Consider the following 22,516-nt stretch of genomic DNA (forward strand, 5'->3'; position numbering starts at 1 on the left):
AAGTTCAATGCGTTGAACTTTCTTAAAGTTATCATGTGAATCGCTCGCGGGGCAAGGCCTTTACTACGATGAATGTCATGCATTTAAGCGATCTCCCTGAACGTACCCAGGACTACCTCAAAGTCCTGTGGGACCTCTCCGAGCACTCCGGCGGCGCGCCCATCGCGCTCAAGGAGCTGGCGGGGCGATTGAACCAAAAGGTGCCCACGGCGTCGGAAGCCGTAAAGCGTCTCGTTGCCCAAGGGCTGGTGGAACATGAGCGCTACGCTGGCGTTTCGCTGACCCCAGAGGGCCAGGCACTGTCCATGGGCATGGTCCGCCGCCATCGTCTCCTCGAGACCTTCTTGGTCAAAGAGCTGGGGTACACCTGGGACGAGGTTCACGAGGATGCCGATCTCCTCGAGCATGCATGCTCCGATCGCTTCATCGATCGACTCGATCAGCACCTGGGCCATCCTCAGCGCGATCCCCACGGCGATCCCATCCCCGACGCGCAGGGCAGCATCGAGGACCTTGGCACGCTCACGCTTGACGACGTCCCCCTTCACACCCCTGTCACCATCGAGCGGGTATGCGACGGAGACACCGAGCTGTTGCGCTACCTCGACAGCCATGGCGTCGGCCTGGGCGTCGAGGTCGTAGTCGATTCCCGCGTTGCGGGCCTGCTCAACCTGCACGCAGGGGACGAGGAGTTCTCTCTTGCGGAAGTCGCGGCCGCCGACGTGACGGTGCGCGCTAACGAAGTCTAATCAGTTCTTAAAGAGCCCTGCGACACCACGACGGTCCACCTTGCCGGGGCCGGTCAGCGGCATCTCAGCAATGCGGATAATCTCGCGCGGAATCTGCCACCGAGGCAGGTCATCGAGCGCTTCGAGGATGTCGGTGCGCGAGGCCCAGCCGGTGTAAGCTGCGGCGATCATCTGGCCAAGACGTGGATCAGGGATGCCCACCACGCATACACTGTCGACGCCCGGTACCTGCAACAAGAGCTGTTCCAGTTGTTCTGGGTGCAACTTCAACCCGCCCGAGTTGATGATGCTGTCCAGACGTCCAGTGACGGTGAGTTGACCGTGGGCGTCGAGCTCCCCGGCGTCGGAAGTTGCGAACCAGCCACCGACGAAGTCGCGCGATTCCACATTGCGGTAGCCCTGCGCAATGGTCGGCCCGCCCAGGAAAATGCGGTTATCTTCCCCGATGCGCACCTCGGTGCCGGGCAGGGGAGTGCCGTTGTAGACGCAACCGCCCGCAGTCTCCGAGGAGCCATAGGTGGTTACCACGGTGATGTCGAGCTTGCGCGCAGATTCCAATAGCTGGGGATGTGGCGCTGCTCCACCTACCAGGATGGAGTTGAAACGGCGCAGTGCTTGGATGCCGTCCAGCGAATCGAGTGCCTTGTGCAGCTGCATCGGTGTGAGCGCGGTGTACATGCGGTCCTCGGTGTGGGCGAGTTCTTCTGCTGCGCGGGCGAACTCGGTGATGTTAAAGCCTTGGGACAGGTCGAGGCACAGTGGCTCCACACCCGCCACCAACGAACGCACGAGCACCTGGATGCCCGCGATGTGGTGGGCGGGCATGGCCAGTAGCCATTGGCCGGGGCCACCCAGGAAAGAATGGGTGGCATCCGCACTCGCCACCAGGTTAAGCGGGCTTAGCTGCGCACCCTTCGGTGTGCCCGTGGAACCCGAGGTGGACACCACCAAAGCAATGTCCTCAGCAATCGATTCGCCCGCGCGCATGTGGTTGCGCAGCAATTCCGTCCGCGTGCGGTCCGCTGCGGGAAGGGGTAAGAGCGTGGTCTGCCCAGCGATGGCCTTCTCGAGGTCATCCAAAATTCCTGCGGGATTGCGGGGATCGACTGGGAGTGGGGCGAGGATATGAGTCACGAATAATCAGGTTACCCGGGCATATCGCTCGTCCCGGGAGGCGGCGCGCCGGGCGTTTAGAGCAAGGCGCGCAGCCCCATGCTGAGCAAATAGAACACACCCGCCAGCACCGCGATGCAGCCGCCCGCCGACAAACTGAGTGCGGCCGCCAGCCAGAGCCCGCCGCATGCCAGCGCAATGCCCGCGATACCGGCACCGAGCATGAGCTGGGTCGGGCGCTTGATCCACGGCTGCAACGCCGCCGCCGGGGCTACCAGCAGCGCCAGGGACAAGATAGTGCCCACTGCGGGAATCACCACCACCATGGTCACGCTGATAAGCGTGAGGGTAAGCAAGTCATAGCGGCCGGGCTTTCCGCCTTGTGCGCGGAAGGACGTCTGGTCGAAGTAGAAGGAGACTAACGTCCGGCGAAATGCCACCAGCACGCCAAGGCTGACCACCACCAGGGCGCCGACAAACCAGACATCCTGCGCATTGACAGTGGTCAGCGAGCCCACGAGAAAGCTATCCACGTGGATAGGTAGCGGTTGGAACCAGCGCAGCAACAAGATGCCCAGGGAAAATCCCAAGGTGAGCGTCACGCCGGCGGCAGCGGTCGAAGAAATGCCCTCGACGGTACTCAACCACCGCATAAGCCAGGCCAAAGGCAGGCAGAACAGTGCCGCCCCCACCATCAAACCCGTGGAGAGATCCAAGCTCAGAAGGTTGGCCACTACTACACCGAGCACCGCGCCGGGGAAGATTCCGTGCGACAGGCTCTCAGCGAAAAAGACGCGCTTGCCCATGACCATCAAGGTTCCAACTAAGCCAGATAAACATCCCACAGCGATGGCCTCAAGGAGGGGCATCCGCAGGATCTCTGGATCAAGATGAGACAGTCCCATTAGCTAAATACCCCCTTCAAGCCCGCTAGCGGCACGGTGGCAACCAGCATCAAGCTGACGATTGCCTGCGGCGAAATCTGGTGCGTGGTTTGGGACAGCATGATGGCAAATCCAACCACCACTGCCAGCGTGGACAAACCCGCAGCCCAGAAGCACATGCTGCGCGGGGATCCTGCGATCAAGCGCGCCGAGAGGCCTGGAATGACAATAAAACCGATAACCAGCAACACACCCACTGCCGAGCTAGCCGCCACCACGATTAGGCCAACCGCGATATTCGCAATGAGCTCATAAGCCGCCACGTTGATGCCCATGGCGCGGGCCGCTGTGGTATCGAAAGCGACGAGAATCTGCATGCGCCAGGTTGTCAGGATGAGTAGTGCCGCAATCACGCAGAGCGTGACGGAGGTTGCCAGCCTGGACTGCGTGACGTCGAGAAGCCGGCCAAACATGAGGGCCTCCAGCTGCCCGGACTTGTCGCCATAGGCCAAACTGATGACCACGCCGATGCCGTACATAAAGGTCAGCACCACGGCCGTTCCGGCTTCCATATCCAGCTTCTGCGCTGACTGGCCCTGCCCAGAACCCAGAGAAGCCAGCACCAGCACCGTCACCGTGGCCACCGCGGCCGCACCCGGCACGATGCCCGGGATGCCGCCCACGATGAGCCCTACCACGATGCCCGGAAAAACCGAGTGCACGAGGGCTTCCACCGTAAATTCCATGCGGCGGAGATTAACGAGGACGCTAATGGCAGCTCCCGCAATCGATAGGCACAGCAGGAAGAGGAAAGCATTGCGCAGGTACGGGGCGAAGAGAATCTGCTCTATCACAGTCGCGCGCCTTGCTCCATATAGGTTTCCACTGCTTCCTCGGTTCCCATGGTGCGGACCTTGCCGTCGATCACAAACGCCGCCCAGTCGCAGGTGTGCTGCGCCAAGATGGGGTCGTGAGTGGAGACGAGCAGGGCGATTCCTGCTTCCTTGAGATCCGCAATGATCTGAATCAGGATTCGGCGACTTTCTTGATCAAGCCCGTTGAAGGGTTCGTCGAGAAGCACCAGCTCCGGGGCCGAAACCAACGCGCGCGCGATGAGCACGCGCTGGCGTTGCCCACCCGAGAGCTGGCCAAACCGCGTCTCGGCGAGGTGCTCCATCCCCACTTGTCGCAGGGCATTGAGTACGCAGTCGCGGTAGCTACGCATGCTCGTGCACCTGTGCCACCAGCTCACTGAGGGCAAAAGGCCCATTTCCACGACCTTGTAAGCCGTGACGGGAAAGCTCAGGTCGGAGTCTTGGTACTGCGGGACGTATCCGAGCGAGGCGTCGATGGTGGCCATGCCGCGCAAGGCAGCCAGGCCAGTGATTGCCTTGAGCAGGGTAGATTTGCCCGCGCCGTTGGAACCTAGGAGCGCCACGGCCTCGCCCGCGCGGATCTCAAGGTCAACGTCGGTGAGGATATCCCGGGCGCCATAGCCGCAGGTGGCATTGTGCAGAGTGACTAATGGGGAAGACATAAAGAGCTACTTTCGCTTGGCGAAGTCGAATTCCTGCAGCGATTCTGGCAACGGTTGCTGCTTGGAGTCCCAGGCGCTGACCAGGGTGTTGATGTTGTGGACGATGGATCCGATGTAGGTCTCGCCCTCACTGCCTGGCACACCTAGCGAGTCGCCGTACAAAGCGTCGTCGGATGTAACCGCCTTGACGCCTGCGGCGCGGGCGATGGCCTCGATGGACTTCGAGTTGTTGGAATTCTCCGCAAAGATGGCCTTGGCGCCGGACTCGCGGACCTTCTTTACCTGCTCATCGATGTGGCTCGAGGTGGCGTCCTGCTGGTGGTTGAAGTCAGACAGTGCGGAGCCGATGAATTTCACGCCATACTCGTTAGAGAAGTAGCCGAAGGCGTCGTGGGAAGAGAAGAGCACGCGGTCTTGCTCAGGAACTGCGGACATGGAATCGCTGGCCCACTTGTCGAGGTCCTCCAACTGGTCGGTGTACTTCTTGCCGGCGGCGGTGAAGGCGTCCTTGGCCTGCGGGGAGGCCTGGGACAACGTGTTGACGATGTTGTCGACCTGAATCTTGGCCTGCTTCGGGGAGGTCCACACGTGCGGGTCGTACTTGAATTCTGGGGCCTCGCCGTCCTCCCCCGGGAAAGGCCACGGGCGCGGGCTCACGTGCTCGATGCCCTCGTCGATGGTGTACTTGCCGTTGCCATCGCCCATACCTTCGCTCTTGACGCCCGAGGTCACGGCCATGACGCCGTGGAAGCCGGAGGAGTCCACGGCTTGGTCGAGGAAGTGCTCGAGGTCGACTCCGTTGACGAACATGTAGTCGGCCTGGGAGAGCGCCTGCATCTGCTGTGGGGTCATCTCGTGCTCGTGGGCGCTGGCGTTGGGGGCGAGCAAACAGGTGAGGTCGAGGGTCACTGGGCCCTCGCCGGAGGTGGTCTCTGCACCTTGGGAGTCGACCTTGTGGAGCTTGACGCCGCCGGCGGCTATCTGGGTGAGGTAGTCGCAGATCTGGGTAGTCGTGGCCACGGCCTTGACGGTGTCGCCGTCCTTCGGCTTTGCAGCGTCGATGGATTCCTTCGAGGCGCTGCAAGCGGCGAGGCTGGCGCCGAGTGCGAGGGCGCAGGTGCCTGCGAGAATGCGCTGTAGGGGCCGGCGTGGGGTGCTGTGATTTGAGTTCATAATGAACTTCCTTTGTATTAGGAGAAGTGAACTCAACAAACACTAGCACCCTTGAACTAGATTGTTCAACGTAATGAACTTAGGTGGTCCTATCTCTTCCTTAAGCTGCCAAAATTTAAAAATGCCTCTCACTTCAATGAGTGAAGTGAGAGGCTAGGAAGCGGTGGCCTTATTTGGCTACTTTTGCCTTTTTGCTGAAGGGGAGCTGATCCAGGGAGCGTATGCCGGGGCCGGCGGCGAGCATCAGGCCCGCGACGGCGACGGTCCATTCGGAGAACTTTTGCCAGCCCTGGGCGATGAGAATTACGCCCAGGGCGACGCGTGCTGCGAGCATGACGAATGAGTTGCAGAGTTTCATGTTCGACACTTTAAGTATTAACTATGGGCATGTCCACAATTGCTTGAGATGTCTCACTCCGGTCCGAGGGCGTCCCACGCCATTTACTCCGCTACATGTATGGATTGCGCGGGGTGTCCTCCTGATCGAAGGGACGCTCCCCGCTGTCCTGCGCATCCTTGATACGCTTGAGCATCCACACTCGCGAGACGATGACGCCCGCCAGTGCAAGTGTGGCCAAGCCGATGGCGAAAATCCACATCGTGCTAACTCCTGGCTAGTAGTAATACGGGAACTGCTCCCACTGCGGGTCGCGCTTTTCGAGGAATGCTTCTTTGCCCTCGACGGCCTCGTCGGTCATGTACGCCAGGCGGGTCGCCTCGCCGGCGAAGACCTGCTGGCCCATGAGGCCGTCATCGGTCAGGTTGAAAGCGAACTTCAGCATGCGCTGGGCTGTTGGGGACTTGCCGTTGATTTCGCGGCCCATCTGGATTGCGGCGTCTTCCAAGTCGGCGTGATCGACAACCTCATTGACCGCGCCCATCTCATACATCCGCTGGGCATCATAGGTGCGACCCAAGAAGAAGATCTCGCGGGCGAATTTCTGGCCCACCATCTTAGCTAGGTAGGCCGAACCATAGCCGGCATCGAAGGAACCCACGTCCGCGTCCGTCTGCTTGAAGCGCGCCTCCTGGCGGGAGGCGACCGTCATATCGCAGACCACGTGCAGCGAGTGTCCGCCGCCGGCCGCCCAACCATTGACCACGGCGATAACCACCTTGGGCATGGTGCGGATAAGGCGTTGGACCTCGAGGATATGTAGGCGGCCGCCTTCCACCTTCTCGCGGGCGGTGTCCACGGTGGATTCATCCGCGGTGGCGTCATCATGGGCGTGCTCGGTGGCGTAGCGGTACCCGGAGCGGCCGCGAATGCGCTGGTCGCCGCCGGAACAAAACGCCCAGCCGCCATCCTTTTCGGAAGGGCCATTGCCGGTGAGCAAAATCGTGCCCACATCCGGCGTGCGGCGGGCGTGGTCGAGGGCGCGGTAGAGCTCGTCTACGGTATGCGGGCGAAACGCATTGCGCACCTCCGGGCGGTCGAAGGCGATGCGCACGATGCCGTTCTTGCGGCCCTCGCCGTTGAGCCGGTGATAGGTGATATCCGTCAGGTCCTCAAAACCTTCTACGGCATGCCATAATTCCGGACGGAACGGATTATCGGTGCTGTATTTTTTCTGCTCGCTCATGATGGCCAGCTTAGTGGCAAAAGAAGAATAGTCCCCATTCCCAACCCTCACCCACACACGCTGCCCAGCAGGCCGGTAATAATCAATACGCGATACTGCGAGGTTGTTGCCCCGCATAATACCCGTGTACGCCATACCAGCGCGGTACTCCATGCCATGGGGAGACTCGAACTCCCCGCCCCTTAAAGCGCTAAAGGGGGCCAGTGTCCCAGGATTTTCCCCTCCAGGGTGGGGGCCTGCTCGCTGCAGGTGTGTGGGCTACCATCGCGCGCTTTGAGCAGCGCGCGATATGACTATCCGTTTTTCAGTTCGGTATTCCAGTTCAGCTGCTGGATGCGGGTATCCAGCTCACGGTACTGCTTAGACAAATCATCGACGCGCTTGCGCAGCTCCGCCACCGGGATGGTAGAGACAAACTTGATCTCGGTGCGGGAATAGCGATCCGAGCGCGTGCCCGCCCGCTGCGCTAGGTCGTGGTAGATGCGGCGCTTGCGCAAGAGGCCGTCGCGAAGCGCGAGGGCTTCCATCAGGTTCATCTTCTCATCAAAGGCGGTGGCGATATTCGTCGCATTGATGGCCTGCACCAGCTCATCGATGCGCCCGGCCACGCCGTCGAGCTCGCGCAGTAGCTCTTGCGGATCCTCATCCGGGGTATCACCCTCCTGCACGCGGGCCACGGTCAGCAGCCGCTCGTGCAGGCTATTGAGGCGCTCCTGCGCCTGCGCGCGCTCCGCCAATGCCTCAGCTAGCAGCATAATTCCTCCTTTATTGGTATAGGTTCCCAAAATAGCGCAGAGCGGGGGAGGGGTCAATGGCCGGCGAGCGCTACCATGAAGGCCATGCATATCGATGACGTTCTCGACCGCGCCCACGTAGTCTCCCTCCCGCTCGCCGTGCGTTTCCGCGGCATCACCACCAGGGAGGCCCTGCTCATCGATGGCCCGGCCGGCTGGGGCGAGTTCGCGCCCTTCCTGGAATACGGCCCGGCCGAGTCCGCCGCGTGGCTGCGCGCCGGGCTCGAGGCCGCCTACGAGGGCTTTCCGGAGCCGGTGCGCGATTCCATCGAGGTCAACGCCACCATCCCGGCCGTGCCCGCCAGCGAGGTGCCGGCCGTGGTGGAGCGCTACCCCGGCTGCCGCACCTTCAAAATCAAGGTGGCGGAGAAGGGGCACACGCTTGCCGACGACGCCGCTCGCGTCCGCGCCGTCCGCGACGCCGTCACCCAACGCGGCGATATCCCCATCCTGCGCGTGGACGCCAACGGCGGCTGGAGCGTCGATGAGGCGGTCGAGGCCGCGCAGATGATGATGCCGCTGGACTATATGGAACAGCCCTGCGCCACCACCGAGGAGCTCGCCCAGGTCCGTGGCCGCCTTATGCGCGCTGGTCTCTTTGTGCGCGTCGCCGCCGATGAATCCATCCGCAAGGTGGCCGACCCGTACCGCGTTGCCGAGTTGCAGGCCGCGGATGTCGCCGTGGTCAAGCCCGCCCCGCTCGGCGGCGTGCGCCGCGTCCTCGAGGTGGCCCAACACCTGCGCCAGCGTCACATGGACATCACGGTGGCCTCCGCGCTGGATACCTCCATTGGCATCAATATGGGCCTTGCCGCCGTCGCCGCCCTCCCGCGCATCTACGACGACGAGGACATCGACGTCACCCCGGCCGCCGCCGGCCTTGCCACCGGCTCCCTCTTTGAAGAGGACGTCACCGCCCCGCGCCCGCTTATCGACGGCCACCTTCCCGCCGATATCCTCGCTCCCGACCCAGACCGCCTCGCTGCGCTCGCCGCCCCCGCCGACCGCCGCGACTGGTGGTTCGATCGCGTGCGCGCCTGCTGGCCGCACCTTTCTGAATCGCACGTTTCTGACTAGGGCCTAGAGCAAGCTCTGGTGAAACCTCCACGCCGGAGCAGTCAATGCTCGCTGCCCAGCCCGTCGCCTGTGCGTACGCTAGGGGACATGTCTACTATCAAGGTCCGCGATGCCCACCTGCACAATCTGCGCAACGTCGACGTCGATATGCCCCGCGGCAAGCTCGTTGCGGTCACAGGTGTGTCTGGTTCGGGCAAGTCTTCGCTGGCATTTGGCACGATTCACGGCGAAGGCCAGCGCCGCTATCTCGAATCGGTAGCACCCTTCGCCCGCCGCCTGATCAGCTCGGCCGTCGACCCGCAGGTCAGCCAGGTAGAGGGCCTACCGCCGACGGTCGCGCTGCAACAATCCACCTCCGGCGGCGGTGCGCGCTCCACGGTGGGCACGGTGTCCGCGCTCTCCAATAGCGTGCGCCTGCTCTATTCGCGCGCAGGGGATAACCCGGAGGGCCTATACTCCGATTCCTTCTCGCCCAATACTCCGGAGGGCATGTGCCCGCAGTGCCACGGCACGGGCGTGGTGCATGAGCCGACCGAGGAGTCCATGGTCCCGGATCCCACTCTCTCCATCGAAGAAGGCGCCATCCAAGCATGGCCCGGTGCCTGGGCCGGCAAGAACTTCCACGACATCTTGATGAATCTGGGCTATGACCTGGATTCGCCCTGGCAAGACCTGCCGCAAGAAGACCGCGACTGGATCCTCTTCACGGAGGAGCGCCCCGTCGTCACGGTCAAGCCTCTACGCGGCAAGGATCAGATTCAGCGCAATTATGAGGGCACGTGGCGCTCGGTGGCCAGCTACCTCAAAAAGACGCTGGCGGAGACCCAATCGGATACGCTGCGCAAACGCACCCTGTCCTATATGGAATCTCGCGAGTGCGAGACCTGTGGCGGCCGCCGCCTCAACCCGGCCGCGCTGAAGGTGACCTATGCGGGCATGCCTATCGATGAGCTGGGCGCGCTGCCGCTGGATAAGGTGCATGAGGTGCTCAGCAAGCAGAACCCGGAGGAGAATTCGGCCGAGGATTTGCTCCTGCGGCAGATTTTGCCCGCGTTGACCTCGGCGCTGGAGCTTGGCTTGGCGCACCTCAGCCTGGATCGGCCGACGCAGAGCCTGTCCGGTGGCGAGATGCAGCGCATCCGGTTGGCAGCGCAGCTGCGCTCTGGTCTCTTTGGCGTGGCCTATGTGCTCGACGAGCCCTCGGCCGGCCTGCACCCCGATGAGCGCGACGCGGTCATGGATATGTGCCGCCGTTTCATCGCGGCCGGCAACTCCGTGCTCTTGGTGGAGCATGACATGGATTTGGTCGCGCAGGCGGATTGGCTCGTTGACGTCGGACCGCTGGCGGGCGAGCGCGGCGGCAACGTGGTCTATTCGGGCCCGGTTGCAGACTATGACGCGGACACCCCTACCGCCAATGCGCTGGCTCACCGCACGCTCGCGCTTGCCGACGACCCCCGCACCCCCTCCTCCCACCTCGCCCTGCGCGGCATCAACGCACGCAGCATCGACAACCTGGATGTGGACTTCGGCTTGGGCCAATTCACAGCGGTCGCCGGTGTCTCCGGTTCGGGCAAGTCCACCCTGGTCAGCACGGTGCTGGCTGGCCTGCTGCGACAGTCCGCCACGGCCGTTTCCGATGAGGAGGAGACCGAGGACAAGGGCTGGTCCGTAGAAAGCACGGAGGGCTTTGACCGAGTAAAGCGCGTCGTGCAGATTACCCAGAAGCCCATCGGCCGCACCCCGCGTTCCACGCTGGCAACCTATACCGGGCTTTTCGATAACGTCCGCAAGCTCTTCGCCTCCACCGATGAGGCCAAGCAGCGCAAGTGGACGGTCTCGCGCTTTTCTTACAACGTAAAGCAAGGCCAGTGCCCCACCTGCGGTGGCGCGGGCAAGATCGAGGTGGAGCTGGTCTTCTTGCCAGGCTCGTACACCACCTGTCCAGAGTGTGGCGGCGCCCGCTTCAACGACGAGACCCTGGAGGTGACCTGGCAGGGCCGCACCATCGCGGACATCTTGGAGCTCACCGTGGATGAGGCCGCGGAGGTCTTTGCCGAGGAAGAAAAGATTTACCGCGCCATCGCCACGCTGCAGGCAGTCGGCTTGGGCTACCTCCGCCTGGGCCAGGGCGCGCCGGAGCTGTCCGGCGGCGAGGCCCAGCGCATCAAGCTGGGCACGGAGCTGCAGCGCTCCCGCAACTCGCGTCGCGGCCACACGGTCTACCTGCTGGACGAGCCCACCACGGGCCTGCACCCAGCCGACATCGACCTGCTCAATACCGAGCTGCACAAGCTGGCGGATGCGGGCCATACGGTAATCGTCGTCGAGCATGATCTTTCGGTCATGGCGAATGCGGACCGCATCATTGAGATGGGCCCGGGCGCTGGCGAAGATGGCGGCCGCATCATCGCGGATGCCACCCCGGCACAGGTTGCCGCAGAAGACACCGCCACCGGCCGCGCCTTGAGCGCACGCCAAGCGCACTAAGCGGCGAGCCGCGGCTTCCCTGTAAGCTGTGGGAGACCTCTCTGGGATCTCACAGCAAAATGGGGTAGAGGTAGAGAGTATGACTACTAAAGGCCCTCATGGCGATAATAATGAAACCCGCAGCTGGTCCAGCCCGGCGGATGATGCCACGCGCCAGATTGGCCGCGTGCCCGATAATGCCGCCGGCCCCAGCCGCGACCAAGCGCGCCGCGAGCACCCGAAGCAGTACTTCCCGGGCGAGCAGCAGCCGCAGAATGAAACTCGTCAATTCGATGCGGCCGCTGGCTATCAGCAGGGCTACGGCCAGCAGCAAAGCTATGGCCAGAACTATCAGCAGCCGGCCGGGCAGGCATATGACCAGCAATACGCGCAGCAGCACGAGTACGAGCCGGTGCCGTCGAACTATGATCCGGACCAACCGGAAAAGCGCAAGAAGAAAGGCGGCGGCGGTGGCGCGATGGCCGGTGTCTTCGCGGCCATCGCGGTACTTGCAGTGCTGGCTGCGGCGGTGCTGTTTTTCCTGTGGCGCAATGCTGCGGACGAGGCGGATAAGCCGGACCCACAGCCGGTGACGGAAACGCTGACCACGGAGGTTCCCACCACCGTGACCCAGACCGAAGAGCCGGATACGCAGGATGAGAACTCCAATAAGTTGCCAAAGCTGCCGGACTTCCAGAATGACCTGCCGTCCGATATCCCGACCGAGCTGCCACCAGAGGTACAAGACCAGCTGGATAAGGGCAGCGATGTGGACATTGAGGGCCTCCTCAATGACCTCTTGGGCGGCGGCGAGCAGTCGGCCAACCAGAACTAAGCGCCCAGCACCTGCCCGGTAAGGGAAATGGCGCGCGGGCAGGTAAAATCGGGCGGCATGAATGAATCGATGCAGTTGGCTGAGAAGGTAGCCGCCCAACTGGCGCGCCACCTCACGGATGTCGTCCTGTGCCCTGGTTCGCGCAACGCGCCGCTGTCGCTGGCGCTGCTGGCGCGTGATGATATTCGCGTACACACCCGCCTGGACGAGCGCGGGGGAGCGTTTACCGCCCTGGGCATGGCGCGGGTGCAGCGCCGCCACGTGGGCGTGGTGATGACCTCGGGAACTGCGGTGGCCAATACTTTGCCGGCCGTGGTGGAGGCACACTATTCCCATACGCCGCTGGCCATCATTAGCGCGGATCGGCCGGAGCGCCTGGTGGGCACGGGGGCGTCGCAGACCATCGAGCAGCAGGGCATCTTCGGCGTCTATGCGGACACCACCCAGGTCACCGGCGCGGACGATATCGAGGCTATGGCCCAGCGTTTCCGCGAGGACCTACAAGTACACATCAATGTGGCCTTTGATGCCCCGCTTGTCGACGACACCCTGCCAGACCACACCTCCGACGACGGCGTGCGCGAGCCCGCACCAGCCTTTGTGGACCACGGGGAAGTGGCCGTGGATTTGAGCAAAAATACGCTGGTCATTGCGGGCGACGAGGCCTGGGAGGTAGAAGGTCTCCAAGACGTGCCAACCATCGCGGAGCCGAGCGCGCCGGGCCCGTATCATCCGGTGCATCCAGCGGCGGCGCATATCTTCCGCAAGGCGCAGGTCTCCGCGAATGATTATGTGGTCAATACCAAGGTTGAGCAGGTCATCGTCGTGGGGCACCCGACGCTGCATCGTGGCGTGCTAGCGCTGATGAATGATCCGGATATTGAGCTGGTGGTGCTCTCGCGCACCAATGACTTCACCAACCAGCGCGGCGACGAGGCCCGGCTTGGCACCACCGTCAAGATCACCGGCGAGCCGAGCCGCGAGTGGATGAAGATCTGCGAAGGTGCAACAGATATGGCCGGACAAGCGGTGCGCGAGACCCTCGAGGATGAGGAACTGGGATTTACCGGGCTGCACGTCGCGGCCGCGGTGGGCGATACGCTCTCTGTCAACGACACCCTGGTGCTCGGCGCCTCGAACCCGGTGCGTGACGCCTCCATGGTGGGCCTGCCTTTCGACGGCGTGGATACCTACTCGCCGCGCGGGGCGGCCGGCATCGACGGCACCATCGCCCAAGCCATCGGCATTTCCCTGGCCACGCAATCGCTGGATCCCACCAACTGGCGCGCCCCACGCGTAATGGCGCTCATGGGCGATGTCACCTTCTTACATGACGCAAATAGCCTGCTCATCCCGGAAGACCAAGCGCGGCCGGAAAACCTCACCATCGTGGTGGCCAATGACAATGGCGGCGGCATCTTCGAGACCCTGGAACAAGGCGCCGATGCGCTGCGCGAGTCCTTCGAGCCGGCGTTTGGAACGCCGCATGGGGTGGACGTCGGCAAGCTGGCAGAAGCCTATGAAGCAGACTACCGCGAGGTGACCACCCCGCAGGAGCTATTGGATACGCTGGCGGAGCTGAAGGAATACTCCACCGGAATTACCGTCGTGGAGGCCAAGACCACCCGTGCCACGCGCCGGGCGCTCAATGAGAAGCTCACCGCAAAGGTAGGCCAGTAAGTGGCCCCGCCGCAGCATAAGCCGCACGCGGCCGTGGTGCCGCGCTATACGCCCGCGGTCTATCGCCGCCGCCTGCACCAGCTGACGCTGGCGCTGTATTTAGCCGCGCTGGTGGGTGTGGTGGGCATGGTCATTGGGCCGGCGCTGAATGACCACGCCATAGCCAGCCACCCCGCGCGCGCTTTGGCCACGGTCAAGGATGTGGGCATGCTGCGCACCACGGTGGATTTCCAAGACAGTGAGGGGATTTACCACACCCCACAGCACGGGCTGCTCTATCCCAGTGGGCTGGGCGAGGGGCAGCAGGTGTGGGTGCAATACGCTCAAGACGACCCAGACCTGGTCAAGGTCGAAGGCCGCGAATGGACGCTGGCCATTATCCCGGCGCTCTCGGTAGGGGTAGTTGCCACGCTCATCGCGGCCGTGATGTGGAAGCTGATTAGCTTCTTTACCCGCCGTGCGGAGAAATAATTAACCAAGATTTTCCGCTGGCTTCACCATAAACTTAAGAAGATAGGCCATGATGGTGGCATGCGTGTTGCGATCGTGGCTGAATCCTTCCTCCCCAATGTCAATGGTGTGACCAACTCCGTGCTGCGCGTTTTAGAGCACCTGCACGAGACCGGCCAGGAGGCCATCGTCATCGCGCCGGGTGCCCGTGAGGGACAAGAAGAAATCCCGGACTACCTAGGATTCCCCATCTACCGCGTGCCCACCGTGCGCGTGCCGCTGGTGGATTCGCTGCCGGTGGGTGTGCCTACCACGGCGGTGGATGAGGCGCTGCGTGATTTCAAGCCGGATATCATCCACCTGGCCAGCCCCTTCGTACTCGGCGCGGCTGGTGCTTTCTCCGCCCGCCAACAGCGCGTTCCCGCCGTGGCGTTGTACCAGACCGATGTTGCCGGTTTTGCCACCAAGTACCATGCCTCCGCGCTGGCCTATGGCGTGTGGGAGTGGCTGCGCACGATTCATAACTCTTGCCAGATGACGCTGGCACCGTCCTCGCTGACCATCCGGGACTTGGAAAAGCACCACATTAAAAACGTGCGCCACTGGGGTCGTGGCGTGAACGCGGAGCTTTTCCACCCCTCCAAGCGCTCTGACGAGCTGCGCCGCAGCTGGGATCCGAGCGGCACCAAGAAAGTGGTTGGTTTCGTGGGCCGCCTCGCCGCGGAAAAGGGCGTGCACCGCCTCTCGGCGCTCAACGGGCGCGAGGATATCCAGCTGGTCATCGTGGGCGATGGGCCGGAGCGTCCGCTGTTGGAAGCCCAGCTGCCCGGTGCTGTCTTTACCGGTGCGCTGTCGGGCGAAGACCTCGCCGCCGCCTATGCCTCCTTAGATGTTTTTGTCCACGCTGGCGAGTTCGAGACCTTCTGCCAGTCCATCCAGGAGGCACAGGCGTCCGGCGTGCCGACCATCGGGCCGCGGGCCGGTGGCCCGGTAGACCTCATCGACGAGGGCTATAACGGCCTGCTGCTGGAGGTAAAGACCTTTGTGGAAGACCTCCCCAATGCGGTGGACGCTCTGCTCAATCCGGAGATCCACCAAGAGATGCGGGACAATGCCCGCGAGTCCATTTCCTCCAAGACGTGGAAGGCGCTGTGCGAGCAGCTCGTGGGCTATTACGAAGAGGTACTGGAGGATACTCGCCGGGTGCCGCTGACCATTCTGGGCCAGCGTCCCGAGCTGCCGCGATGGGCGGCTCGTGCCCTTGGCGCCCGCGTAGCCTAGACTGATCATTTGTGTCTAAGGCAGATCTGGATAAAAAGCCCTTCGATGTGGCGCGCATGTTTGACGCCGTGGGCGAGAAATACGACCTCACCAATACCGTGCTGTCCTTTGGGCAGGACGCGCACTGGCGCAAGCGCACCCGCGAGCGTTTGAACCTTAAACCGGGCGAGAAGGTTCTCGACCTTGCAGCGGGTACCGCCGTGTCCACCGTGGAACTTTCCAAGTCCGGTGCGTGGTGCGTGGCGTGTGATTTCTCCCGTGGCATGCTGGCTGCCGGCCGTGAGCGCGACGTGCCCAAGGTGGCTGGCGATGGCATGAAGCTGCCGTTTGCGGATAACACCTTTGATGCCGTGACCATCTCTTATGGCCTGCGCAATATCCACGACTTTGAGCTCGGCCTGCGCGAAATGGCGCGCGTGACCAAGCCGGGCGGGCGCCTTGCGGTGGCGGAATTTTCCACCCCGGTGGTACCGATTTTTGGCACCGTGTACAAGGAATACTTGATGCGCCTGCTCCCGCCGGTAGCGCGCCTGGTTTCTTCTAATCCGGAGGCATATATCTACCTCGCAGAATCCATTCGCGCGTGGCCCGGGCAGGAGGAGCTCGCCGCGGTTATCAATCGCAATGGCTGGGCCGAGGCCGGTTGGCAGAACCTTACCTTCGGCATCGTGGCGCTGCACTCGGCGGTAAAGCCAGCCTAGGCGCTGCTCCGCCCGTGCCTGGGGGAGCAGGGGTTAAGCCGCGGTCGAATCCCAGAGGGGCGTATCGCGGCGAAGGGAAGAGACCGCGCGGCCGGCGGCGCGCCAGATGCGTGCGATGAGATCGCGGTCATCGTCAGTAATGAGGTTGCCCATCAGGCGAGCAGCTGCCGGCATAAGCATGCGGCCGACGGGTCCGCGCAGGGCCAGAGGACCGGCCAGCGGTAGGAACTGTGGGTAGGTAAGCAGGCGGGCGGCCGTGCGGGCCAGGAGGAAGGACTCGCCGTAGTGCTCGCGGAGGACGGCCGGCCAGGCCAGGGTGAAATCCTTTGGGCCGAGTAGGTTCACGGCCAGCGCGGCGGTCTCCAAGCCGTAGTCGATGCCCTCGCCGTTGAGGGGATTGATGCAGGCGGCGGCATCGCCAATGATCATCCAATTGGCGCCGGCCACGTTGGACACCGCGCCGCCCATGGGCAGTAAGGCAGAGGTGACGTGCTCAATCTCGCCGAGTCCCCACTCGGGGCGCTGTTGGGCGGCGTAGAACTCGAGCAGCTTCTTGGTGTTGATCTTGGCTGGGCGCTGCGCGGTTGAGAGCGCGCCGAGGCCGATGTTGACCTGGCCTAGCTCGGGGCCGAGCGGGAAGATCCAACCGTAGCCGGGCTGCACCTCGCCTTCTTCGTCCTTGAGCTCAACGTGGGAGTGCATCCAGGGCTCATCGGCATGCGTAGAGGAAGCATAGGAGCGTGCGGCAATGCCATAGACCTCCTCGCGGTGCCAGGTGCGACCGAGCTTCTTGCCAAAGGTAGAGCGCACGCCATCGGCCACGATGACCCACTTGGCATGTACGGTGGCCTCTCCTACGCGGAAGGAGGTGACGCGGTTGCCCTCGAGCACCGGATCGGTGGCGGGGGTGCCGGTGAGGAGGGTGGCGCCGGCGTTGCAGGCGGCGTCGGCAAGCAGGGCATCGAAGCGAAAGCGCGGCAGGGCCGTGCCGACCTGGGAGGGGTAGGTCTCCGGCCAAGGCGCGGTAATATCACCGCCGTATCCGTGCAGCTTCAGTCCGCGATTGCGATAGGAGGCGTTGACCGCAATGCCGAGCTCAGCAAGCTGGTGCATCGCGCGCGGGGTGAGCCCGTCGCCGCAGGTTTTATCGCGGGGAAACGTCGCGGAATCAATAAGGAGGGTGTCATAGCCGGCGCGTGCGGCATGAATCGCGGCGGCTGCTCCGGCAGGCCCAGCGCCAATGATGGCGACCTCGACATAGGTTTGGGAATCGATCTGCTCCGACATGAGGACTATCATTGCATGAGTTCGACCCCTCGAGTGTGTTTAGGGGCGCAGTTTGGACTACGGTAGGTAATCGATTATCTCTGGCTTTTAGTTGCAAGGAACACTATTTAATGACTCACGGTCAATCGCATGCCACGCACGTGGATCTTGGTGATCCGCAGCTCAACGAGCGCATTGGTGCGGGCATGGAAGCAGTAGAAGACAAGCTGCGCAGTGAAATCGACCGCGGCCAGGACTTCTTAAAGGACAAGGTCAGCCACCTGTCTAAGGCCGGTGGCAAGCGCTTTCGCCCCATGATGGCGCTGCTGGCTTCCGAGTATGGTCCGCGTCCGGGCTGCAAAGAGGTTGTTAAGGCCGCCACCGTCGTGGAGATGGTGCACGTAGCCACCCTTTATCATGACGATGTCATGGATGAGGCGGACCGCCGCCGCGGCGTGGAATCTGCCAATTCGCGATGGAATAATTCCGTGGCCATCCTCGCCGGCGATGCGCTCTTGGCGCATGCCTCCCGCCTGATGAGTGAGCTGGATACCCACACCGTGGGCCACTTTGCCGATACCTTTGAGGAGCTGGTTACCGGCCAGATGCGCGAGACCATCGGCGCGGGTGAGGCCAATGCCGTGGAGCACTACACGGCCGTTATCCGTGAAAAGACCGCGGTGCTCATCGCCTCTGCTGGTTACCTGGGTGCCTACCACTCCGGCGCCTCGGCCGAGCATGCCGCAGCTCTGCACCGCATTGGTGGTGCCATCGGCATGATCTTCCAGATTGTGGACGATGTCATCGACATCTTCTCTGACCCAAAGGAATCCGGTAAGACCCCGGGCACCGACCTGCGCGAGGGCGTATTTACCCTGCCGGTTCTCTACGCCTTGGAGGAAGAGGGCGAAGTGGGCGATAAGTTGCGTGAGCTGCTTACTGGCCCGCTGCATTCCGACGCCGAGGTGGAGCGCGCCATCGAGCTCCTGCACCAGTCTGGCGGCCGTCAGAAGGCGCTGGAGGACATCAATGCCTACCTGCGCACGGTGGAGGAGCAGCTTGCCGTGCTACCGGAGAACTCCGCGAGCCAGGCCCTGCGCCAACTGGCGGATTACACGGTGCGCCGCGTGGGCTAGCTGCTTGGTTAAGCCCCTCTCTATAGCCCCATTCGCCCCTACTACGCTGGCGATTTGTAGGTGGGAGGGTGGTTCGTAGTAAAGTACTTACTCGCACCACACAGTGCATGCCAGGTTGCCCGAGCGGCCAAAGGGAGCGGACTGTAAATCCGCCGGCATTGCCTTCAGAAGTTCGAATCTTCTACCTGGCACAGAATGAAACCCCGCAAGCAAAAGCTTGCGGGGTTTCAAGCGTACCTGCAGCTGTGAGGCGGGATCTACTCGCTGGGCTCCTGGGTGCGGGAGCTTTTAGCCTTGTGCCACACCGCATAAGCACTGGCGAGGAAAACAACTAAGAAAACCCCAGCGATCCCCTGGCTTGAACATATGGCGATGAAAACTAGACTTCAAGTAGTTGAACTTTTGGTATGGAGATGCCTATGCGTAAGACCTTAATCAGCCTCACCGGCCCCGCCTTCGTTGCTGCAGTGGCTTACGTCGACCCCGGCAACGTAGCCGCCAACATCAGCGCCGGCTCCCACTACGGCTACCTCCTGGTGTGGGTACTCGTCGTGGCCAACCTCATGGCCATGTTCATCCAGTACCACTCCGCCAAACTGGGCCTAGTCACCCACCGCTCCCTGCCGGAAATCATGGGCGAGCGTCTCTCCCGCCGCGCGCGCCTAGGCATGTGGGCCCAGGCCGAGCTCATCGCCGCGGCCACCGACCTCGCCGAAGTCATCGGCGGCGCCATTGCCCTGCAACTCCTCTTCAACCTCCCCCTGTTCGCGGGCGCGCTCATCATCGGCGCGGTCTCCATCATTCTCCTCATCTTCCAGAAGAAGAACCAGTGGTTCGAGGGGCTTGTCATCGGCCTGCTCCTGGTCATCTGCATCGGCTTCCTTGCCGGCCTCGCCATCGCCCCGCCCGACCCCGCCGACGTGGCCGGCGGCCTCATCCCCCGCCTAGAGGGCAAGGACAGCATCCTGCTGGCCGCCTCCATGTTGGGCGCCACCGTCATGCCGCACGCCATTTACCTACACTCCTCCCTGACCAAGCAGCGCTACCCCGACCTGGAAATCCCCCACGTGCTGGCCGGCACCCGCGCGGACATCGCCGTGGCGCTGTCCATCGCCGGGCTCGTCAACGTGGGCCTGCTGGTCCTGGCGGGCTCGGCCCTCTACGGCGTGGACGGCACAGAGACCATCTCCGGGGCCCACACGGCGATTGCCAGCCACCTCGGCCCGCTGGCCGGCGTTCTCTTCGCCATCGGCCTGCTGGCCAGCGGCCTCGCCTCGACGTCAGTGGGCGCCTACGCCGGCTCCGAAATCATGGACGGCCTGCTTCACATCAAGGTCCCCCTACTAGTCCGCCGCCTGGTCACGCTCATCCCGGCGCTGGTCATCATCGGCTGCGGGGTCGACCCCACTATGGCACTGGTGGTCAGCCAGGCACTTCTTTCCCTGGGCATCCCCTTCGCCATCATCCCGCTTTTCCGCTATGCCGGCTCCCGGGACGTCATGGGTGAGTTCGCCGCGAAACCCTGGTCTATGGCCGTGGGCTGGACGCTTGCCGCGCTGGTCATCGCACTCAATCTCGCCCTCGTGCTCCTGCCGCTGCTCTAGGCCGCCTACAATCAGCAGCCATGATTGAAGTAGCAGCCGTCGTCATCCGCAACCCACAAGGCCACGTGCTTACCGTGCGCAAGAAGTCCTCCACCAAGTACCAACTGCCCGGCGGCAAGCCCGAGGCGGGCGAGGCGCTTGTCGACGCCGCCCTGCGCGAAGTTGCCGAAGAAGTAGGCCTCACCCTCGACGCCGAGAGCCTCAACAAACTCGGCACCTTCGACGCTCCCGCCGCCAACGAACCGGGCGAGGTCGTCGTCGGCACCATCTTCACCTACACCCGCACCGTCACCGCCGACGAACCCCATGCCGCCGCCGAAATCGGCGACACCGCCTGGGTCAACCCAGCAGCCCCCGACCGCGAGCTTGCACACCTGCTGCGCGACCGCGTCTTCCCCACGCTGGCCTAGCGCCAACTGTCAACACTTCGGCGTCATTGACCTCGAAACCATCAAGAGCTACCCTTTTGAACATGTTCACTGAACACGTTCACTCATCGCGCTCGGCCGCCAAAGCTGGCACCGTCAGCAAGGTCCTAGCCACCGCCTACGAACTCTTCCTCACTCAGGGCTACGCCACCACCAGCATCCGGACTATCGCATCCGAAGCTGGCGTTAGCGTGGGAACCGTCATGGGAGTCGGCGACAAACAAACGCTGCTCATCCGCACCATTGGCCAACACATTTCAGAACTCCACGATGACATCCGGGGACAATCCGATAGCCTTCTCGATGTCCTGAGACCTTTCCTCCAGATGTTTACCGGCCACGAAGAGCTCTCCCGCGCCTTTGGCGCAGCACTCATCCAACAAGGCAATCAAGGCGAAGCGCTCACCGCACTCAAAACGCTCCTGACCGATGAAATCACCCTGCGACTCGGCACCAGGCTCAGCAGCGCCGATGCGGCCGAGTACGCCGACCTGCTGTACAACGTCTACCTCGGCTTACTCATCGGCTGGGCCGCCGGAATCTACGACACCGAGCACCTCACATCCCAAGCCGCCTCATCGATCGAACGCCTCAACACCGCATTCGGAGTAACCCAATGATCCTAGAATCTTCCCCAGCCTGGCCCTCCCTTCTACTAGCAGCCATTCTGCTTGGCGACGCCGCCCTCTCCCTCAAACCAGTCCCCTTCATCGAAGCCTGCCTCAGCGGCGTCAAACTCCCCAAGGACTGGTGGTGGGCGCTCATTGTCATCAAGTGCCTCGCCGCCGTAGGACTCATTGCCGGCCTCTGGTTCCCCGGCGTAGGAATCACAGCCATGATTGGAGTCATCGCCTATTTCTGCGCGGCCGCAGCAGCCCATGTCCGCGCCCACTTCCTCGGTAGCGCATTCTGGATCAACTGCTTAGGCATGCTCGCATTCTCCATCGGAGTACTGATCCTGACGCTCGCACTGAATTAAGACACCAGTCAACCTTTCACGGCTTCCTGAAGGCAGATACATCATTGCACCTCTTGAATGATGACTTGATGCTTTCTACCCTAAAGGTATGCGCACGACGATAAACCTCCCGCCGAAACTCCTTGAAGAAACGAAGATCCAAGCCAAAGCCAACAATGTCACTTTGAGCTCATACGTCGAAGAGGCGGTCCGCGCTGCCCTCAAGAAGGAAGCCCGCATCAGTACCGAAGACACCCCCGTTAACCTGCCCTCCTTCGATTGCGGCGGACCGGCTCTAGTTGATCTCAGCAACAAAGAAGCTGTGTGGGCGGTACTCGATGATCATTCCTGATGTCAACATTCTCGTTTATGCCTTCCACTCCGCTGCACCGCAACATAAACCCGCTCAACAATGGCTAAGTAGTGCTCTAAATCGGCATGAAACAATTGGACTCCTGGATGTTGTGGCAACGGGCTTGAAGTAGAAAAAGCCATTTCCTAGCCTGCGAGAAATATCTGGCAATGAGGTGGAATCCGATCCCGCCAGGGTCTTGGCAACGTATACCGCATTCAAACCGCCAATGAAATAGCCGAGGCAGAGCAATGATGAAATACCAACTGCAATCTTTAGCAAAACTGTTAAGGATGAATGGTGGGGTCCTTTAATCTTTAACTCCTCTCATTTTGGCCTTCAGGACCAGCAAACTACACCTTTCTAAGGCGCTGTGTACAAACAGGCGTGCTCGGTAGCCATACCATCAGGCACAGAAAGTCACTGTAGAGATGAAGGTACGGGGT

The 22,516-nt window shown here is 62.4% G+C and carries 24 protein-coding genes and 1 tRNA gene; 15 read left to right on the forward strand and 10 right to left on the reverse strand.

The annotated features are described in order from the left end of the window. The first annotated feature begins 77 nt into the window (after positions 1–77). Positions 78–749 (forward strand): metal-dependent transcriptional regulator, encoded by a 672-nt coding sequence (locus QP965_RS05470; RefSeq protein WP_034656208.1) that lies wholly within the window; start codon positions 78–80, stop codon positions 747–749. Here QP965_RS05470 and menE read toward each other — a convergent pair whose 3' ends face one another. The 9 genes from menE to QP965_RS05515 all read right to left on the reverse strand — a co-directional run bounded on the left by menE (position 750) and on the right by QP965_RS05515 (position 7,794). Next, positions 750–1,883: an o-succinylbenzoate--CoA ligase gene (gene menE, locus QP965_RS05475; protein WP_005322961.1), complete on the reverse strand. Its 1,134-nt coding sequence runs from the start codon at positions 1,881–1,883 to the stop codon at positions 750–752. It lies immediately after the preceding gene. 56 nt (positions 1,884–1,939) lie between these two features. After that, on the reverse strand, positions 1,940–2,767 hold the full coding sequence (locus QP965_RS05480; RefSeq protein ID WP_023020499.1) for a metal ABC transporter permease: 828 nt from the start codon (positions 2,765–2,767) through the stop codon (positions 1,940–1,942). Beyond that, a complete protein-coding gene (locus QP965_RS05485) occupies positions 2,767–3,600 on the reverse strand; it encodes a metal ABC transporter permease (RefSeq protein WP_023020500.1) in 834 nt (277 codons plus the stop codon). The genes QP965_RS05480 and QP965_RS05485 overlap by 1 nt, the downstream gene beginning before the upstream one ends. Beyond that, positions 3,597–4,283, reverse strand: a complete 687-nt coding sequence (locus tag QP965_RS05490; protein WP_023020501.1) for a metal ABC transporter ATP-binding protein — start codon at positions 4,281–4,283, stop codon at positions 3,597–3,599. Before QP965_RS05490 ends, QP965_RS05485 begins: the two co-directional genes overlap by 4 nt. A gap of 6 nt (positions 4,284–4,289) precedes the next feature. Then, positions 4,290–5,456 (reverse strand): metal ABC transporter substrate-binding protein, encoded by a 1,167-nt coding sequence (locus QP965_RS05495; RefSeq protein WP_023020502.1) that lies wholly within the window; start codon positions 5,454–5,456, stop codon positions 4,290–4,292. A 169-nt stretch (positions 5,457–5,625) separates the two neighbouring features. Then, a complete protein-coding gene (locus tag QP965_RS05500) occupies positions 5,626–5,814 on the reverse strand; it encodes a hypothetical protein (protein ID WP_005322954.1) in 189 nt (62 codons plus the stop codon). Between the two features lie 91 nt (positions 5,815–5,905). After that, the gene (locus tag QP965_RS05505; RefSeq protein WP_005322953.1) at positions 5,906–6,055 is read right to left on the reverse strand and encodes a hypothetical protein; all 150 of its coding nucleotides are present in this window, start codon (positions 6,053–6,055) and stop codon (positions 5,906–5,908) included. Between the two features lie 15 nt (positions 6,056–6,070). Continuing rightward, positions 6,071–7,039 carry a 1,4-dihydroxy-2-naphthoyl-CoA synthase gene (locus QP965_RS05510; protein WP_034656212.1) on the reverse strand — a complete coding sequence of 323 codons (969 nt, stop codon included), beginning with the start codon at positions 7,037–7,039 and terminating at the stop codon, positions 6,071–6,073. Between the two features lie 293 nt (positions 7,040–7,332). Beyond that, positions 7,333–7,794 carry a DIP1984 family protein gene (locus tag QP965_RS05515; RefSeq protein ID WP_284844346.1) on the reverse strand — a complete coding sequence of 154 codons (462 nt, stop codon included), beginning with the start codon at positions 7,792–7,794 and terminating at the stop codon, positions 7,333–7,335. A 75-nt stretch (positions 7,795–7,869) separates the two neighbouring features. On the opposite strand from QP965_RS05515, the gene QP965_RS05520 reads away from it, so the two are divergent. The 7 genes from QP965_RS05520 (at position 7,870) to QP965_RS05550 (ending at position 16,326) form a co-directional block, all read left to right on the forward strand. Further along, positions 7,870–8,910: an o-succinylbenzoate synthase gene (locus QP965_RS05520; RefSeq protein WP_502869244.1), complete on the forward strand. Its 1,041-nt coding sequence runs from the start codon at positions 7,870–7,872 to the stop codon at positions 8,908–8,910. Positions 8,911–8,997: 87 nt separating this feature from the next. After that, a complete protein-coding gene (locus QP965_RS05525) occupies positions 8,998–11,400 on the forward strand; it encodes an ATP-binding cassette domain-containing protein (RefSeq protein WP_284844348.1) in 2,403 nt (800 codons plus the stop codon). A 79-nt stretch (positions 11,401–11,479) separates the two neighbouring features. Next, positions 11,480–12,214: a hypothetical protein gene (locus QP965_RS05530; RefSeq protein WP_284844349.1), complete on the forward strand. Its 735-nt coding sequence runs from the start codon at positions 11,480–11,482 to the stop codon at positions 12,212–12,214. A 57-nt stretch (positions 12,215–12,271) separates the two neighbouring features. Further along, complete coding sequence (gene menD / locus QP965_RS05535; RefSeq protein ID WP_284844350.1) at positions 12,272–13,894, forward strand: 2-succinyl-5-enolpyruvyl-6-hydroxy-3-cyclohexene-1-carboxylic-acid synthase; 1,623 nt, start codon at positions 12,272–12,274, stop codon at positions 13,892–13,894. After that, on the forward strand, positions 13,895–14,365 hold the full coding sequence (locus tag QP965_RS05540; RefSeq protein WP_239230603.1) for a DUF3592 domain-containing protein: 471 nt from the start codon (positions 13,895–13,897) through the stop codon (positions 14,363–14,365). It abuts the gene before it with no gap. A gap of 60 nt (positions 14,366–14,425) precedes the next feature. Next, positions 14,426–15,625: a glycosyltransferase family 4 protein gene (locus tag QP965_RS05545; RefSeq protein WP_269953680.1), complete on the forward strand. Its 1,200-nt coding sequence runs from the start codon at positions 14,426–14,428 to the stop codon at positions 15,623–15,625. A gap of 11 nt (positions 15,626–15,636) precedes the next feature. Further along, the gene (locus QP965_RS05550; protein ID WP_005322922.1) at positions 15,637–16,326 is read left to right on the forward strand and encodes a demethylmenaquinone methyltransferase; all 690 of its coding nucleotides are present in this window, start codon (positions 15,637–15,639) and stop codon (positions 16,324–16,326) included. Positions 16,327–16,359: 33 nt separating this feature from the next. On the opposite strand, the gene QP965_RS05555 is transcribed toward QP965_RS05550, so the two are convergent. Then, a complete protein-coding gene (locus QP965_RS05555; protein ID WP_284844351.1) occupies positions 16,360–17,625 on the reverse strand; it encodes a geranylgeranyl reductase family protein in 1,266 nt (421 codons plus the stop codon). Between the two features lie 98 nt (positions 17,626–17,723). On the opposite strand from QP965_RS05555, the gene QP965_RS05560 reads away from it, so the two are divergent. The 7 genes from QP965_RS05560 (at position 17,724) to QP965_RS05590 (ending at position 22,070) form a co-directional block, all read left to right on the forward strand. After that, a complete protein-coding gene (locus QP965_RS05560; RefSeq protein WP_005327943.1) occupies positions 17,724–18,728 on the forward strand; it encodes a polyprenyl synthetase family protein in 1,005 nt (334 codons plus the stop codon). Between the two features lie 109 nt (positions 18,729–18,837). Further along, positions 18,838–18,919 (forward strand) — tRNA-Tyr (locus QP965_RS05565). Positions 18,920–19,147: 228 nt separating this feature from the next. Then, on the forward strand, positions 19,148–20,332 hold the full coding sequence (locus tag QP965_RS05570; protein ID WP_011272788.1) for an Nramp family divalent metal transporter: 1,185 nt from the start codon (positions 19,148–19,150) through the stop codon (positions 20,330–20,332). 20 nt (positions 20,333–20,352) lie between these two features. Next, a complete protein-coding gene (locus QP965_RS05575) occupies positions 20,353–20,742 on the forward strand; it encodes an NUDIX hydrolase (RefSeq protein WP_005292595.1) in 390 nt (129 codons plus the stop codon). A gap of 62 nt (positions 20,743–20,804) precedes the next feature. Continuing rightward, entirely contained in the window at positions 20,805–21,380 is a 576-nt protein-coding gene (locus QP965_RS05580) for a TetR/AcrR family transcriptional regulator (protein WP_005292598.1), read from the forward strand. Then, the gene (locus QP965_RS05585; protein WP_005292602.1) at positions 21,377–21,739 is read left to right on the forward strand and encodes a DoxX family protein; all 363 of its coding nucleotides are present in this window, start codon (positions 21,377–21,379) and stop codon (positions 21,737–21,739) included. The genes QP965_RS05580 and QP965_RS05585 overlap by 4 nt, the downstream gene beginning before the upstream one ends. A 163-nt stretch (positions 21,740–21,902) precedes the next feature. After that, positions 21,903–22,070: a hypothetical protein gene (locus QP965_RS05590; RefSeq protein WP_227909767.1), complete on the forward strand. Its 168-nt coding sequence runs from the start codon at positions 21,903–21,905 to the stop codon at positions 22,068–22,070. Positions 22,071–22,516 lie beyond the last annotated feature (446 nt).

It is taken from the genome of Corynebacterium sp. MSK074 (assembly GCF_030229735.1).
GTDB lineage: Bacteria > Actinomycetota > Actinomycetes > Mycobacteriales > Mycobacteriaceae > Corynebacterium.